The following is a 14,706-nucleotide window of genomic DNA, read 5'->3' as shown; positions in this document are numbered from 1 at the left end:
TTTCAGCCTCCGGTTCCTGTTGCGGCGACGTCGGGTTGTGGGCGGGCGGCTACCGAGTCGCCGAAATTGTCGATGCGGGCGATGATTTCCAGCGCATTGCCGAGAATCTCCGCCTCGGTGCTGGGCGAGACTGACTTCAGGCTTTCGGCATCGGCCAGAATCTCGATGGACCTGAAGCGGTTCCCGTTCTCCAGCCGCGCGACGCGGCGGCCGCTCGGAAACCCGCGCGCGCCTTCTGTGGGAAGCGGCATGCGGGCGTTGGCCAGCAGGTATTCGTCGCCCGCCTGGGTCTGCAGGGCGATGCCGAATCCGGTGTTCGGAAAGCGCCGGTTCAGAGTTCTGAGTTCGCCGGCAAAATTCTGTCGGGCAAGAAAGACGGTGTCTTCCTCGGTGGCGTATGAGCTCATGTGTTTGGTCACGGCTGAGACCCTTGTTCTGGAGTTGCGAGACACACTGGTAAATTGCCGGGCGGCGAAAAGACTCATTAACTCCTTGCTGAACAGAATTACCTTCAAGGCGGTCTTTGTTGGGCGCGATTGCGTTCTTTTAGCGCCTGAAATGTGGCGCAATTGTGGGTAGCCTCTGGTAAGGTGTTGCAACTTATAGAAGAATTGCGAAATTGGCCGAGACGCCCCGGCACGGCCGAACCGGAAGATGGCCAGACGGTCTGAGCGGGAACGCGCGCAGGGCCCGGCAGGAAGCTAAGGTTCCGAGAAGTCTTCAACTTTTGGATTCACCCGGAAGGCCTTCGTCGCCCCGGCAATGCTCGCCCCGACGTAAACCCAGGCGCGGGCATTTGTTGGGTGGCGAGAGAGCGCCTGACATGCCTTTGTCTTGCGGCACAACGTATGGAGGTTCTTGCGATACGGTCACGATCCCGCGCACGATGGCCAAAATCTGGCCCTGCCTGACGCGCAGGTTTCCCGGCCGCGGGCCAAGCTCGGCGCGATGCGAAAAATTCCCTCTCGCACTTGCCGGGAAGCTTTGTTATCAGCCCAACAGCCCGGCACGGCAGGTGCTGGCATGCGGGTGTGGCGAAATTGGTAGACGCACCAGATTTAGGTTCTGGCGCCGCAAGGCGTGGGGGTTCAAGTCCCTCCACCCGCACCATACTATCCCTTTGAAATCAAAGAAAAGCCTTGCAAACAAGGCCGTGTGACCGTTTGAAGGTCACAACTTTGGATACAATGGGTGTTCCGATGGCGGGCAAGATTCGTCAACTGGATGCGGAAGCCGGGAATATAGGCCGGCGAGGTGCCTCGCCTTCCGTTATTGCGCATCAAGCTGGATCGGTCGGTATCTTGCGCCGCTTTCGATTGCGGGCCTCAAAGCCGATCACCACGTCCATGAGCTCGGACGTGATCTCAGCCTGCCGAAGCGTTCGGGTATCCGCCTTCAGCTCTTCGAGCCGATCGCCGATGGATTGTTCGGCCCGGTGCATAGCCGCCAGGCGGGTCGCGTTTTCAGTCACCAAAGCTTCTGCCGAGGCGCGAAATACGCCTGAAAAAATGTGGCTGCGGATCAGGGCGGCAAACAAATCGTCCGGTGGCATGGTGTAGGTCGGCAGGCTGCGGGATTGCCATGGCCGTTTCATCAATTGGTCAATCATCTCGGTGGAAAACGGCATGAAATGCTCGACTATGGGATCTTGCTGCCCATGGTCACTGCGCCGTGTATAGGCCAGTTTCACGGCAAGGCCGTCCGCTTCGCCATGTCGCATGATGTGGTCGAATCGCTCGACGATGGCGCTGGCAAGCCGCCCGATTCCGTCAGTTGAAGCTGGTGTCAGCATGACATCGTCGGCCCGAATGCCCCAGCCATTCAGGGCGTCGTTCATCTGGGCGCCAATGCACAAGATATAAGGTGCGGCTTGAGTATCCCCCCCAAGGGCGAGATGCCTGGCCAGCTCCGCAGCCACCCTTTCGTTGTAGGCACCACACAAACCATGGTCAGATCCGAAAACGACGATGGCCATGTTCTGCTGGGGCGGCGATGTCAGATCCATGCGACCCGTGCGGTGCAACAGGGCAGCGATTCCGTCAAGGACGGTTCGGTGGTAGGCGTCGATGGATTTTGCGGCCTGCTCATAAGGCGCCGAGTTCAAAACCGACAACGTCTTCATGATATGGACGATGCTGCGAATGTTGCTCAGCGTTTCGGTCCTATGAAGCAGGGTTTCAAGAGTCTGCGGCATCCGAAGACCCCTTTGATGTACAGGCTTGCCTGGCCAGATTCAGCAACGCGGCTCGGTCGGCCTCGTTCAGCGGTTGGTCGATGGCGATGCGTTTCGACAGATCGTGCGGCGATTGCCGCAGGAACAGCCTCAGCCGGTCCATCGCGGCAAATGCCTCCGGGTCGGTCAGATGATCGTACACGCCCTCCAGTGCCGCCAAAAGAACTGCAACCTGCTCCAACGCCGAAACCGGGTCGCGTTCGGGTTGTCTGAGGGCCCTGCGGACAGCCGCGCCTCGCGCCAGCCGGGCGCGCGTGGCGTCGTCAAGCCGCGTTCCGAAACGGACGAAATCTTCGAGCTCTTCGAACTGGGACAGCGTGACCCGCAGATTTCCGGCCACGTCGCGAAAGGCGGCAGACTGTGCCTTGCCGCCAACACGGGACACTGAAATACCCAGATCGACGGCCGGAAACTGATTCTTGCGGACCTGGCGTGGCGACAAGTAAATCTGGCCATCGGTGATCGAAATCAGGTTGGTCGGAATGTAGGCCGACAGGTTTTCGGCCTGCGTTTCAACGACCGGCAGAACCGTGATCGACCCGCCCCCCGCTGTGTCGGCAAAGTTGCCTGCGCGTTCCAGCAGACGGGCATGCAAATAGAAAATGTCGCCGGGAAAGGCTTCGCGGCCTGGCGGCCTGCGCAACAAAAGTGAAAGCTCGCGATAGGCGCGGGCATGATGGGTCAGGTCATCCATCACGATCAGCACATCATGCCCTTGCTCCGAGAAATGTTGCGCCATGGTCATGGCGGTGTACGGGGCCACATAAGCAAGTCCGGGAGGATCTTCGTCTCCGGCGGCAATAATGATCGTGTGCGCCATCGAGCCACCATCTTTCAGCGCACCGATGACCTTGGCCACCGCATCCCCGCGTTGTCCAATCGCGCAGTAGACGCAGAGCACCCCGTGTTGTTTCTGGTTCAGGATCGTGTCGATGGCGATCGAGGTCTTGCCGGTCTGGCGATCCCCGATGATAAGTTGGCGCTGCCCCAGGCCAATCGGGACGGCGGCGTCGATCACCTTGAGGCCCGTTGCCAACGGCCGCCGGACCGCCTCGCGGTCAAGAATTGATGGAGCATCCGCTTCGACGGGCAATCTGAAATCGGAATCGACCGGCGGGCCATCGTCCAGCGGGGCACCCAACGCATCCACCACCCGACCCAGAAGCGCGGAACCCACTGGAACCGTCAGCACGCTGCGGGTGCGGCGCACGGCCTCACCGACCGAGACCTTGTCCGAACCACCGAACAGAACCACCCCGAGGCGGTCTGTTTCCAGGTCCAGAACAATTCCCGCTGCGCCCGAGGCGAACTGCAAAAGCTCATTGGCCAGCGCGTGGCTCATACCGCGGACAACGGCAATGCCGTCTCCGACTTCGACGACCTGACCGATCTCGCTAACGACGGGCCGGGGCGATACCGTTTGAAGGGTCGCCACTAGCTGGTCGGCCAGCGAAACGGTCGGCTCGGAAGCCGGGAAAGCCGGGGGCGTCTGGGTCATTGTGCAGCCTTGCCCGCCTGCGTCTGGCGTAGTCCCTCGATCATAATCGTCTCCAGTTCACCTAGATAACTGTCGAGTGTCCATTCGATGCTGGTCGCTCCAACCTTGAGGACCAAACCGAAGGGCTGGGTGGAGTCGACCTCAAAAATACAACTGGTTTCCGGCGCCAGTTTCTGAAGGTCGTCGGACACTTTCCGTCTCAAACCTTCGGGCAGCGCTGAATGAGTCGTCACGGTGACCGGCCTGTCGTCTGCGATCATCTTCCGTATCTCGTCGGCCATGGGCTGCAACTTTTTCACCGCGTGGGCCGCAATTCGTTCTTCCAAAGTCTCGTCCGCAAGATCCGACAGCGCCTTTCGCGTCAGATGAACCAGAACCCGGGCACCGGTTTCGCTGAGTTGACGGAGGAACTTTTGCTTCTCGACCGCCAGATGTCTTTCGAAATCACGCCGCTCTTGATCGATCCGATGGCGGGCCTCGGTAATCATGGCGTCGCGTTCGCGGGCGGCCTCGCGCCGCAGGTCTTCCGCCATTCTGGCCTGGCTGTTTTCCAGTTCAAACAACTTGGCATCATAGGCCGAGATCTCCGCCCGGGCATCTTCCATCAGACGATGGGCTTCCGACATTCGATCCGAGATCTCCTTTTCACGGGCGTCGATGCCATCAAGGATTGGACGATAGAGAAACCGTTTGAGCAACCACAGCAGAACCAGGAAATTGGCGATCTGCGCCGCAACGGTCAGCCAATCGACAGACATGCTCTATTGACCCGATGTCCGAACCAGTTCCAGAGCGGTGTCCCAGAACGGGTTGGCGAAAATCAGGATCATCGCGACGACGAAACAGTAGATCGCGGTGGATTCGATCATGGCCAGACTGACGAAAAGTGTGCGCGACAGGGTGGGGGCGGCATCGGGCTGCTGGGCGATCGCCGCCAGAGCCTGGGCTGCCGCACGGCCTTCGCCCAATGCTGGACCGATGGCGCCGAATGAAACCGTCAGTCCCGCCGTAAAGATCGAAACCGCGGCGATGATTGCTAGGTCGGTCATGTCTGTTCCTTTTCGTTTTGCGTCTCATCGGAATCCGAAATCGCGGCCGAGATGTAGACGGTGGCCAGAATTGCGAAGATGTAGGCTTGGATCAGCCCGGTCAGCAGGCCCAGCAGATCCATCAATACGGGAAAGAAGAACGGCGCCACGCTCAGTAGGATCACGGCGATCACCGCGCCGCTCATGATGTTGCCATAGAGGCGGATCGCCAATGACACCCCATGCGAGATCTCTCCGATGATATTGAAGGGCAGCATGATGGGCGATGGCTCGAGATATGTCTTCAGATAGCCACGCAGACCGCGCCTTGAAATTCCGAACATGGGCACGGCGATCAGCACCGACAGCGCCAGCGCCGTGGTCGTGGACAACGAAGCGGTAGGGGCGTCAAAGCCCGGAACGACTTCGAACAGGTTGCACGTGGCAATGAACAGAAACAGGGTGCTGACGAAATAGATCAGGCTGCCGGGCGGGCGCCGGGTGATTTCCTGTATCTGATGCTGAATGCCTTGGATGATCACCTCGAGCGTCGTGCGCCAGCGATTGGGTGGCGTGTCTGGTCGGAGGTTTCGTGTGACCACGACCGACAGGCCCGTCAACAACCCCATGACGATCCACGTGTTGAAGATGGTGGCATTGATCGGGATGCCCCAGACAGTGAAAACAATGATCGAGTCCGGTGTCAGCTCCATCAGGCCGCTCCGTTTGCCGGGCGTGCCAGTGTAATCGCCGTCACTCGTGCAAGCATAAAGGCCAAGGCAAAGCCGGCGAGGGATGCCGGCCCGGCCTGCGCGGCCAGCCAGCCGAACCCCAGGACCGTCGCGATCCGAAGTGCCGAACTGATCAGCAGCAGGCCGGTGGGTCGCGCCGCACGCAGCGCCAAGCGAACACTCATCGCCAAACCTGCGAAGTACAAGACCCCGACAGCGGCTCCTGATGCGAAGCCAGTCAGAAAACTGAACCAGTTCCAATCGATCATTTCTCACTTCCTTCCTTGTTCACCCAGGCCCATGCGATCATCCCGCCTATTGCCACCCCTCCCAGGATCAGCGCCAGGGTCCACGAGAAATCCTGTGGAGCGATCCGATCCAGCCACAACCCCAGCAATGCGCCGCCGACAGTTGGAACCGCGATCGACCAACCGATCATTCCGAAGGTTCCAATCCCGCGCAACGGGCTAGGTCCGGGGTTGTCGCGCGCGGCCTTCATGCGTTCGGCCCGGCGGGAAATCTCTTCGGCGGATCTGTCGGTCTTCTGGGTCATGGCGCGTTCTTTCTGAATTCGGCGAAGCGACGGACCAGATTGGCCTCGAGCCCCGACAACGCCGAGCGCGCGACGCGTTCGTCCTCGTCCATGTGCAGAAACGTTGCCTTGATCGTGGCGCGCAGACTGTCCAGATCGTCCCCTTTCACGCCGCGCCTGATCGCCAGGCTGACATCATGGCCCTTCTTGACCAATACACCCTCGTCGATCCCAAAAAAACACTCAGCGCCTTCAGGGGTTTTCAGGGTCAGAACCGATGGTACCAACGCTGTGACGAAATCGACATGGTTGGGAAGCAGGCCAAAGCCGCCATTGGGCGCGACGGCGGTCAAGGCGGTGGCTTTGCCGTCGAACAGTGTTCGGGTCGGTAGCCTCAGTGTCACATGCATGTCGCGTGCCATCGTCATGCGGCCTGCTCCTTCACTTCGTCCAGCGCACCAATCATGTAATAGGCGCTTTCCGGCAGATCGAACCGATCCTGGTTCAGGATCGCCTCGCACCCGTCCAGCGTCTGGTCGATCGTCACGCGCCGACCCTGGGTGCCTGTAAATGCATGGGTGGTAAAGAACGGCTGGGTCAGAAACCGCTCCAGTCTGCGGGCGCGGGCGACTGTGGTTCGATCCGCTGCAGACAGTTCCTCAAGTCCCAGCATCGCGATGATGTCGCGCAGTTCCTCGTACTCGGCCAGCGTCCTGCGCACGGCGCGCGCAACATCATAGTGGCGCTGGCCCACGACCGATGCAGACAACATGACCGAGGTTGAGGCCAGCGGATCCACCGCCGGATACAGCCCCTCGCTGGCGCGTTTTCGCGACAGCACGACCGAGGCGGAGAGGTGCGAAAAGATGTGCGCTGCGGCCGGGTCGGTAAAGTCGTCGGCGGGTACATAAACCGCCTGAATCGAGGTGATCGCCCCACGTCTGGTCGAGGCGATACGCTCTTGCAGTGCCGCCAGTTCAGTAGCAAGCGTCGGCTGGTAGCCCACGCTGGACGGCATCCGGCCCAGCATGCCCGAAACCTCTGATCCGGCCTGCACGAAACGAAAGATATTGTCGATCAGCAGCAGAACGTCCCTGTGCGCGTCGTCGCGGAAATACTCGGCCATCGTCAAGGCGGTGTTGCCGACAAGAAACCGCACGCCGGGGGCTTCGTTCATCTGGCCGAACAGCATCACGGTTTTGTCCCGCACGCCGGCAGCGCCCATTTCCCGGTAAAGTTCTTCGGCTTCTCGCGAGCGTTCGCCGATTCCGCAGAATAGGCTGACGCCCTCGTGGCTTTGGACCGTGTTGTTGATCAATTCGGTGATCAGTACCGTTTTTCCGACACCGGCACCCCCGAATAGGCCGGTCTTGCCGCCCCGCTCGATCGGGGACAGCAGGTCGATCACCTTGATGCCCGTTTCCAGGACTTCGGCCCGAACGGTGCGATCCGCTAGGGCAGGCGGCGGGCGGTGAACGGGTCGGGTCAAGTCGGTCGCCGGTTCCGGCAACCCGTCCAGCGGTTGGCCGAATACATCCAACATTCTGCCCAGAACCGCATCCCCCACCGGCACTGTAATCGGTGCGCCGGTTGCGCGCACCGGCATACCCAGCCCCAGCCCGTGAACCGGGGCCAAGGCAATTGTCCGCACCACGCCGCCTTCTGCCAGCGACTCCACTTCGAGCGGGATCCTCCCGGCGTAAAGCAATTCCTTGACGCGGGGTATGGGGTCTGGAAATGCCGCCTCGACCACACCGCCGCGGATTGCGACGATTTGGCCGGTGGCACGGTTTTGAAGATCGGCGGATTGGGTCATGGTAGTTCCTTGGAAACGATCCGGGTCCCGGCCCTGCCGGCCAGAAGCGCTAGCGCATCTTCTAGCCGTCCGATCGCGCTGAGATCGCCGGATTGGGCAAAATCCGCGCCGCTGCCAGCTTGGGCCCCATGGAACCGGCGGGGGCATCCAATGCGCGCGCCTCGTCGGGCGTCAGTCTTGGAACCTGCCTGGCCGCGCCGGTTCCGAAATCATGATAGACCGCGTCGACATCCGTCAGCAACAACAATGCGTCCGCCCGCAATTGACGCGCCAGCAGGGCGCTGGCCGCATCCTTGTCGATCACCGCTTCGATTCCGATCAGGCTGCTGTCATCCTTGCGGATGACGAGTATGCCGCTGCCGCCTGCGCAGATCGTGATCACGCCCTGGTCCAACAACAGGTTCAGAACCCGCAAATCTGGAATCTCGACTGGGCGGGGCGCGGGTACGACGCGCCGCCATTTGTCCCCGTCCTGCGCTATGGTTCAACCAGCTGCGCGGGCGCGCGCCTGGGCTTCGGCGCGGTCATAGACTGGGCCGACGAACTTGGTCGGTTTGCGAAAAGCCGGATCGTTGCGGTCGACCAGAACCTAGGTCAGAAGGGTCGCCATCGGGTGCACATGGGCCAGCGCGTTTTCCAGCTCCTGTTCGATCATGTAGCCGATCATGCCTTCGGTTTCGGCCCCCAAAACGTCCAGAGGGAATGCGCCATCCGGTCCGCTGGCTGCCCCTTGAAGCGCCAGCAACCCAACTTGCGGGCCGTTGCCATGCGTGATCACCAGCCGATGCCCGGCCCCGACGATGTCCGCCAGCGCCTTGGCCGCCCGACGCACGTTGGCGCGCTGAACCTCCGCGGTCAGCGGCTGGCCCCTCCGCAACAGCGCGTTCCCGCCCAAGGCCGCGCCAACCAGCATCTCAGGCCCCCAGAGTGGCGACCAGAACGGCCTTGATGGAGTGCAGCCGGTTTTCGGCCTGGTCGAAAACGATCGAGGCCAGGTCTTCGAACACCTCCTCGGTTACTTCCATCGCGTCCAGCCTGAATTTGCTCTGGATTTCTGCACCGACCGAGGATTCGGCACTGTGAAAAGTCGGCAGGCAGTGCACGAAACGCGCTTGCGGATTTCGGGTCTTGGCCATGAGGGCGACGTTCACCTGGTACGGGTGCAGCAGTTTCATACGCTGTGACCAAACCTCATCCGACTCGCCCATGGACACCCATACATCGGTGTAGACGAAATCGACGTCCCGGACGGCCACCGCGTGCTGCTCCGAAAAGCGCGCCGCCGCCGCGCGGGCGGTGGGCGGGGCGTCTGAAACCTTCCGTGCCGATCTGTCCCGCCTCGACGGGGCCGCCGCGCTGGCCGAGGCCGTGCGCGCCCGCCATGACCGGCTGGGTGTGCTGATCAACAATGCTGGTGTCTACAAGACCCCGCAGCCGCTGACGCCCAAGGAGCTGGACGTGCGTTTCGTAGTCAACACGCTGGCGCCCCATCTTCTGACCCGAAGGCTCTTGCCGATCATCCTGGCCGGGGGCCGTGTGGTGAACCTATCATCGGCCGCGCAGGCGCCGGTGGACGTGGGGGTGATGCACGGCAAGCGGCCGCTTTCGGACATGGAGGCCTATGCACAAAGCAAGCTGGTCTTCACCATCTGGTCGCAGGAGATGGCACGGGCGCATCCGCAGCGGCCGGTTTTTGTTGCGGTCAATCCCGGTTCGCTGCTGGCGTCGAAAATGGTGCGCGAAGGCTTTGGCGTGGTCGGCAACGACCTGGCCATCGGCGCCGACACCCTGCGCCGCGCGGCGCTGTCGGACGAATTCGCCGAGGCTTCGGGGCGTTTTTTCGACAATGACAGCGGCCGTTTTGTCTCCCCGCACCCGGCGGCGGCCAACCCCGACCATGCGGTACAGGTCATGAACGCCATCGCGGCGTTGACCGGCGACGGGGCACAGAACGGCAATCCGACCCGCGGCGCACGAAAGCCAGCCCGTGGAAGCCTGCCAGCGCCGGGGCATCGCCCGAAAAGAAGCGGCCAACGCGTCACGATCCCCGGGTCGCGTGCTTTGGCGACCCCTCTTGGCAGTATCCTGCGGGTGCGCCTGCCGGGCAATGAAAGGAGCGGATATCACCGCCGAAGCCGCGTCGAGCCCAAGATGCATTGCGTGAAACTGATGGGCCAACGCCTCATGGAAAGGGGCTTCGACGGGCAGGTCGCGGACATCCAGGTCCGCGTCGCCGTGCTCAACCGCTACACCGCGCTTGGCACTGCGGTCATACGGGCCATGGTGTAAATCCGTTCGGGGAAAGGGGAAGTCTACCCTTCACCCGGTTTTAGCGACAAAGCGCATACACCTCGGAAAGGCTGCCAAGTTGTCCGAAAAGGTGGGACAACTTCAGTCCAAAGGCCGGTCGTTCACCAACAATCCAATTGGATCATCCCGAGAGGCGGTGTTCAATGTTGACATTCTTGCGGCTCAAGAAACAATTTGCGCTCGCTAACTGGACGGGCGGGGTCACATCATATGTATCTGGGTCTGGATCTGGGGACATCGGGTCTCAGGGGCATTCTTGTGGACGGGGCCGGGCAGGTTGTTGCGGAAGCCGAGGCCGGGGTTGCCACATCCACCCCGAATCCGGGCTGGTCCGAACAAAACCCGCAGGACTGGATCAAGGCCTGCAGGACCGTCATGGGCCGGCTTCGGGACGCCGACGGGCGGTCTTGGGGCGCCGTACGGGCGATCGGGTTGAGCGGGCATATGCACGGCGCGACGCTGCTGGACCGGGACGGTGCAGTGCTGCGGCCATGCATCCTGTGGAACGACACCCGGTCGGCGCAAGAGGCCAAAGCGCTGGACGAAAGCCCTGGGATGCGCCAGACCACGGGCAATATCGTGTTTCCCGGTTTTACAGCGCCCAAACTCGAATGGGTCCGCACCCATGAACCCGACTTGTTTGCCCGTACGGCCATGGTGTTGCTGCCGAAGGATTATCTGCGGTTCTGGTTGACTGGAGATTATGTCAGTGACCTGTCCGACAGTGCGGGAACGTCCTGGCTGAACGTCGGCGCGCGGGACTGGTCGGACTTGGCGCTCGAGCTGGGCCACATGCGGTCCGACCAGATGCCCCGTCTGGTCGAAGGCACCGAACCCGGCGGCGAGCTGCGGCAGGATCTGTGCCGCGAATTCGGGCTGTCTGGCCCGGTCGTCGTCGCCGGAGGTGCAGGCGACAATGCAGCCGCAGCCTGCGGGATCGGCAGCATCGACGAAGGGTCCGGGTTTCTGTCTCTTGGCACTTCGGGTGTGCTTCTGATGGCCCGGAACAGCTATGCGCCGGCGCCTGAGACGGCGGTTCATTGTTTTTGCCACGCGGTCCCCCGGCGTTGGATACAGATGGGCGTCATTCTTTCTGCGACCAACAGCTTGAACTGGCTGTCACGCAATCTGGGTCAACCGGTCGAGGTGCTGGCCGGGGCGCTGGCTGCCGAGCCTTGTGGGCCGTCACCGGTGACTTTTCTGCCCTATCTCTCTGGCGAGCGGACCCCGCACAATGACAGCGCCATCCGCGGGGCTTTTTTGGGCCTCGACATCGCAACCGGGTCGACGGATCTGGTGCAGGCCGTGATGGAGGGGGTCGGTTTTGCGATGCGCGATTGTCTTGCGGCACTGAGGGCCACGGGCACCGAGCCGGCGCAATTGGTTGCCGTGGGTGGTGGGGCGCGATCCCGCTTTTGGCTGCAGACGATTTCAACCTCGTTGAACGTGCCGCTGGCCCTGCCTGAAGGCAGCGCGTTTGGCGCAGCACTGGGTGCGGCGCGGTTGGCCATGTGCGCTGCCGGGGACGCAACACCCGAAACGGTGATGACACCGCCAAATATCGACGCCGTCATCGAACCGCAGAGCGGTTTGACCGAAGCCTATGACAGCGCCTATCGACGATACAGAACGTATTACAAGGCGCTGGCGCCATTGGCCGGATGATGAACAAAAAACGGAAGGGCTTGGCTGAAATTCCGGTTGTCCACCTGCAGGATGGGAGCATGCGGGTGTCAATGCTGGGCCATGGCGCGATCACGCAGGGGTGGTGGTACAAGGATCAACCGCTGATCCTTGGCTATGACGACCCGTCCCAATATCTGGACGACCCGTTCTATCTGGGCGCGATTGTTGGGCGGGTCGCCAACCGGATTGGCGGGGCAGGCTTCGAGTTGAACGGCACTCGACACGCGCTCAGTGCCAACGAAGGGCGAAACACGCTGCATGGCGGGTCCGACGGGTTGTCGCGACAGTCTTGGCAGGTCGAGCGGCTTTCCCGACGCGAGGCGGTGCTGGTGCATATCTCGCCCGACGGTACCTGTGGGTTTCCGGGGGCCGTTCGGTTCGAGGTGCAGGTCCGGTTGGATTGCCCACGCTTGATGTATTTGATCTCGGCCTGGCCGGACAGGCCGACCCCGATCAGCATCGCGCAGCACAACTACTACACATTGGGGTCCGCCCAAGGCATTTCCGAACACCTCCTGCAACTGGCGTCGCATCGTCACCTGGAGTTGGACGATCAGGGGATTCCACGCGGCGGGATCGTCGAGTCCGCATCGGTCGGGCTGGATTTCTCGTCGTCCCGGCGGATTGGACAGGCCGCCAAGGATCTTGATCATTTCTTCGTGTTCCGCACCAGCGGCATGCTGGATCAGCCGGTTGCCGCGCTTGCGGCTCCGTCGGGTCTGACGATGACGGTTCGGTCCGATCAGCCCGGGGCGCAGGTCTATTCCGCCGCCCATCTGTCCACGCCTTTCGCGCCGTATGCCGGGGTCTGCATTGAGCCTTCGGGCTATCCGAATGCGCCGAATGTCCCGGCATTTCCGGCGATTGTCTGCACGCCTGACCGGCCCTATCGCCAGACGCTTATCCTCGAGATCGCCTAGACCCGGGCTCAGGGCTTGCCGCTACGCACCCGGTCCATGCAGATCTCTGCTGGCCGAAAACGAAGCGGTCGAGACGGGTTGCGTGATCCGATTGACGGGCATTTCCGTATCCTTGGGTGATACGACAGCGGATGAGCAAATGCGGCGCGTCCAGACCAGGTGCGTTGATCCATGCCCCGATCTTGGGCTACGCGGCGCGGTTTGCCGGGCCGCCCAACGCACCGAGACGTCGCCCCGAGGTCCTGGATTATGAGAGCATGGCCAAGCGGAGAAAAACAGTGGTAGACGCCAGCAGACATGGCCCGACGAACGGGAACGATGGTATGGTTTTTGCAAAATTCGACATTGCGGAAGAATCCCTCCACGCGGTCGGTACCCTATCCACAGCATGAGGCTGGCGGTGCGGACCGGACCGGGCTCCAGAAGCCCCACCTTGCAGGTCGTATGGTTCAAGCGAGATCTGCGCATACAGGATCACGCTCCGCTTGCTCGGGCGGCGGCCGCGGGGCCGGTTCTTCCTCTTTACATCGTCGATCCGGATCAATGGCGGTCGGCGGACGCGTCGGGTCGGCAGTTTGCCTTCCTTGGCCAATGCCTTGCTGAACTGTCCGCAGACCTCGCATCAAAGGGTCAGCCGCTTGTGATCCGAACCGGCGCCGCAGTCGACGTTCTGGCAGAGCTTCACGCTAGGCAGGGTTTGGCCGCGATCTGGTCGCACGAGGAGACGGGCAACCTGTGGAGCTTTGGACGCGACAAGCAAGTTGCCGAGTGGGCCCGATCGCAGGGGATTCAGTGGCACGAACTGCCCCAGGGTGGCGTCGTGCGCAGGCTTGCATCCCGGGATGGCTGGGCCAATCGCTGGGAGGCCGAGATGACGGCGCCGGTGGCCAGCCCGCCGGGTGCACTGGTACCGCTGTCCGGCGTGGCGCCCGGCGCTCTCCCGACCGAGGCGGAGATTGGGATCGCGGCTGACCATTGTCCGGGCCGCCAGCGCGGGGGCAGGGCTGCTGCCCTGAGCGACCTTTCTGCATTCTTGGAGACGCGCGCGGGGGGATACAGGCGTGGGATATCGAGCCCCCGAACCGCACCGTTTACCTGCGCGCGGTTGTCGGCGCATCTGGCTTTTGGCACCCTGTCCCTGCGCGAAGTGGTGCAGGCCACGCGTACAGCCAAGGCGCGCACGGCGATGCACGGCCGGGCGGGCTGGCCTGCAGGGCTTGCCGCGTTTGAGGAACGGTTGCACTGGCGCAGCCACTTCATGCAAAAGCTTGAGGATGCGCCCGATCTCGAAGAGCGCGCCATGCACCCGGCGCTTGACGACATTCGCCCGCGCCGGCCCGAGGCAGAACTGTTGCAAGCCTGGAAGCAGGGCGAAACCGGGTTTCCCTTTTTTGATGCTTGTATGCGCAGCCTTGCCGCCACAGGCTGGATCAATTTCCGCATGCGCGCGATGCTGATGGCCGTGGCAAGCTATCATCTGTGGTTGGACTGGCGCCCGACAGGGCAACACCTTGCGCGGCTTTTCACGGATTACGAACCGGGAATCCATTGGCCGCAAGTGCAGATGCAGTCGGGGGTTACCGGTATCAATGCGCTGCGTATCTACAACCCCGTCAAACAGGGTCGCGAACACGACCCCGACGGGCGCTTCATCCGCCGCTGGGTTCCTGAGCTTGCCGAGGTGCCCGACGCCTTTTTGCATGAGCCATGGCGTTGGGCCGGGGCGGGGCGCGTTCTGGGGCGGCAATACCCCGAACCGGTGGTCGATCTTGCCACAGCGGCGCGGGCGGCAAAGGCGCGGATGGCCGAAGCCCGGCGCGGTGCCGGGTTTCAAGCGGCGAAGGCGAAGGTCCTCGCGCTGCACGGCAGCAGGCGCGGGGCGCGGCGGCACCGCAAAGCCGGGCGCGGCACGGCCGACGACCGCCAACTCAAACTGGATTTGGGCCTGTGAA

General features: G+C 62.3%; 16 protein-coding genes, 1 tRNA gene and 2 pseudogenes. 6 read left to right on the top strand and 13 right to left on the bottom strand.

What is annotated here, in order from left to right:
• Positions 1-2: 2 nt before the first annotated feature.
• Positions 3-407 (bottom strand): hypothetical protein, encoded by a 405-nt coding sequence (locus AC2FME_RS03250; protein WP_496799608.1) that lies wholly within the window; start codon positions 405-407, stop codon positions 3-5.
• A gap of 618 nt (positions 408-1,025) precedes the next feature.
• Here AC2FME_RS03250 and AC2FME_RS03245 point away from each other — a divergent pair.
• Positions 1,026-1,110: transfer RNA gene (locus AC2FME_RS03245), tRNA-Leu, on the top strand.
• A gap of 169 nt (positions 1,111-1,279) precedes the next feature.
• Here the strand turns inward: AC2FME_RS03245 and AC2FME_RS03240 are convergent.
• The 12 genes from AC2FME_RS03240 to AC2FME_RS03185 all read right to left on the bottom strand — a co-directional run bounded on the left by AC2FME_RS03240 (position 1,280) and on the right by AC2FME_RS03185 (position 9,094).
• Positions 1,280-2,194 (bottom strand): F0F1 ATP synthase subunit gamma, encoded by a 915-nt coding sequence (locus tag AC2FME_RS03240; protein WP_496682715.1) that lies wholly within the window; start codon positions 2,192-2,194, stop codon positions 1,280-1,282.
• A complete protein-coding gene (locus tag AC2FME_RS03235; protein ID WP_496799607.1) occupies positions 2,178-3,731 on the bottom strand; it encodes a F0F1 ATP synthase subunit alpha in 1,554 nt (517 codons plus the stop codon). Before AC2FME_RS03235 ends, AC2FME_RS03240 begins: the two co-directional genes overlap by 17 nt.
• On the bottom strand, positions 3,728-4,489 hold the full coding sequence (locus AC2FME_RS03230) for a F0F1 ATP synthase subunit B family protein (protein WP_496799606.1): 762 nt from the start codon (positions 4,487-4,489) through the stop codon (positions 3,728-3,730). Before AC2FME_RS03230 ends, AC2FME_RS03235 begins: the two co-directional genes overlap by 4 nt.
• 3 nt (positions 4,490-4,492) lie before the next feature.
• Positions 4,493-4,780, bottom strand: coding sequence for a F0F1 ATP synthase subunit C (locus AC2FME_RS03225; protein WP_490362510.1), 288 nt, complete (start codon positions 4,778-4,780; stop codon positions 4,493-4,495).
• Complete coding sequence (locus tag AC2FME_RS03220; RefSeq protein WP_496682703.1) at positions 4,777-5,472, bottom strand: F0F1 ATP synthase subunit A; 696 nt, start codon at positions 5,470-5,472, stop codon at positions 4,777-4,779. Before AC2FME_RS03220 ends, AC2FME_RS03225 begins: the two co-directional genes overlap by 4 nt.
• On the bottom strand, positions 5,472-5,759 hold the full coding sequence (locus tag AC2FME_RS03215) for an N-ATPase subunit AtpR (RefSeq protein WP_496799605.1): 288 nt from the start codon (positions 5,757-5,759) through the stop codon (positions 5,472-5,474). Before AC2FME_RS03215 ends, AC2FME_RS03220 begins: the two co-directional genes overlap by 1 nt.
• A complete protein-coding gene (locus tag AC2FME_RS03210; protein WP_496682697.1) occupies positions 5,756-6,043 on the bottom strand; it encodes an AtpZ/AtpI family protein in 288 nt (95 codons plus the stop codon). Before AC2FME_RS03210 ends, AC2FME_RS03215 begins: the two co-directional genes overlap by 4 nt.
• Positions 6,040-6,450 (bottom strand): ATPase, encoded by a 411-nt coding sequence (locus AC2FME_RS03205; RefSeq protein WP_496682695.1) that lies wholly within the window; start codon positions 6,448-6,450, stop codon positions 6,040-6,042. Before AC2FME_RS03205 ends, AC2FME_RS03210 begins: the two co-directional genes overlap by 4 nt.
• Positions 6,447-7,838, bottom strand: a complete 1,392-nt coding sequence (gene atpD / locus AC2FME_RS03200) for a F0F1 ATP synthase subunit beta (protein WP_496799604.1) — start codon at positions 7,836-7,838, stop codon at positions 6,447-6,449. Before atpD ends, AC2FME_RS03205 begins: the two co-directional genes overlap by 4 nt.
• A gap of 61 nt (positions 7,839-7,899) precedes the next feature.
• Positions 7,900-8,253 (bottom strand): amino acid kinase family protein, encoded by a 354-nt coding sequence (locus tag AC2FME_RS03195; protein WP_496799603.1) that lies wholly within the window; start codon positions 8,251-8,253, stop codon positions 7,900-7,902.
• Between the two features lie 174 nt (positions 8,254-8,427).
• Positions 8,428-8,751 (bottom strand): amino acid kinase family protein, encoded by a 324-nt coding sequence (locus tag AC2FME_RS03190; protein WP_496799602.1) that lies wholly within the window; start codon positions 8,749-8,751, stop codon positions 8,428-8,430.
• 1 nt (position 8,752) lies between these two features.
• A complete protein-coding gene (locus AC2FME_RS03185) occupies positions 8,753-9,094 on the bottom strand; it encodes a hypothetical protein (protein WP_496799601.1) in 342 nt (113 codons plus the stop codon).
• Between the two features lie 28 nt (positions 9,095-9,122).
• Here AC2FME_RS03185 and AC2FME_RS03180 point away from each other — a divergent pair.
• The 5 genes and pseudogenes from AC2FME_RS03180 to AC2FME_RS03160 form a co-directional block, all read left to right on the top strand.
• Positions 9,123-9,563, top strand: a pseudogene (locus tag AC2FME_RS03180) (SDR family NAD(P)-dependent oxidoreductase); the annotation flags it as partial.
• A 239-nt stretch (positions 9,564-9,802) separates the two neighbouring features.
• Positions 9,803-10,127, top strand: a pseudogene (locus AC2FME_RS03175) (hypothetical protein); the annotation flags it as partial.
• Between the two features lie 231 nt (positions 10,128-10,358).
• Positions 10,359-11,813: a xylulokinase gene (gene xylB, locus AC2FME_RS03170; RefSeq protein ID WP_496799600.1), complete on the top strand. Its 1,455-nt coding sequence runs from the start codon at positions 10,359-10,361 to the stop codon at positions 11,811-11,813.
• The gene (locus tag AC2FME_RS03165; protein ID WP_496799599.1) at positions 11,810-12,754 is read left to right on the top strand and encodes an aldose epimerase family protein; all 945 of its coding nucleotides are present in this window, start codon (positions 11,810-11,812) and stop codon (positions 12,752-12,754) included. Before xylB ends, AC2FME_RS03165 begins: the two co-directional genes overlap by 4 nt.
• A gap of 388 nt (positions 12,755-13,142) precedes the next feature.
• Complete coding sequence (locus AC2FME_RS03160) at positions 13,143-14,705, top strand: FAD-binding domain-containing protein (RefSeq protein WP_496799598.1); 1,563 nt, start codon at positions 13,143-13,145, stop codon at positions 14,703-14,705.
• Position 14,706: the final 1 nt, after the last annotated feature.

The sequence above is a fragment of the Ruegeria sp. BHSC026 genome (assembly GCF_059613065.1).
Note: the sequence above shows the minus strand (reverse complement) of the source record. Positions and strands in the feature narration are given on the sequence as shown.

Coding starts and splice junctions, on each gene's coding strand:
- AC2FME_RS03250 (WP_496799608.1), bottom strand. CDS start 407: ATGAGCTCATACGCCACCGAGGAAGACACCGTCTTTCTTGCCCGACAG.
- AC2FME_RS03240 (WP_496682715.1), bottom strand. CDS start 2,194: ATGCCGCAGACTCTTGAAACCCTGCTTCATAGGACCGAAACGCTGAGC.
- AC2FME_RS03235 (WP_496799607.1), bottom strand. CDS start 3,731: ATGACCCAGACGCCCCCGGCTTTCCCGGCTTCCGAGCCGACCGTTTCG.
- AC2FME_RS03230 (WP_496799606.1), bottom strand. CDS start 4,489: ATGTCTGTCGATTGGCTGACCGTTGCGGCGCAGATCGCCAATTTCCTG.
- AC2FME_RS03225 (WP_490362510.1), bottom strand. CDS start 4,780: ATGACCGACCTAGCAATCATCGCCGCGGTTTCGATCTTTACGGCGGGA.
- AC2FME_RS03220 (WP_496682703.1), bottom strand. CDS start 5,472: ATGGAGCTGACACCGGACTCGATCATTGTTTTCACTGTCTGGGGCATC.
- AC2FME_RS03215 (WP_496799605.1), bottom strand. CDS start 5,759: ATGATCGATTGGAACTGGTTCAGTTTTCTGACTGGCTTCGCATCAGGA.
- AC2FME_RS03210 (WP_496682697.1), bottom strand. CDS start 6,043: ATGACCCAGAAGACCGACAGATCCGCCGAAGAGATTTCCCGCCGGGCC.
- AC2FME_RS03205 (WP_496682695.1), bottom strand. CDS start 6,450: ATGACGATGGCACGCGACATGCATGTGACACTGAGGCTACCGACCCGA.
- atpD (WP_496799604.1), bottom strand. CDS start 7,838: ATGACCCAATCCGCCGATCTTCAAAACCGTGCCACCGGCCAAATCGTC.
- AC2FME_RS03190 (WP_496799602.1), bottom strand. CDS start 8,751: ATGCTGGTTGGCGCGGCCTTGGGCGGGAACGCGCTGTTGCGGAGGGGC.
- xylB (WP_496799600.1), top strand. CDS start 10,359: ATGTATCTGGGTCTGGATCTGGGGACATCGGGTCTCAGGGGCATTCTT.
- AC2FME_RS03165 (WP_496799599.1), top strand. CDS start 11,810: ATGATGAACAAAAAACGGAAGGGCTTGGCTGAAATTCCGGTTGTCCAC.
- AC2FME_RS03160 (WP_496799598.1), top strand. CDS start 13,143: ATGAGGCTGGCGGTGCGGACCGGACCGGGCTCCAGAAGCCCCACCTTG.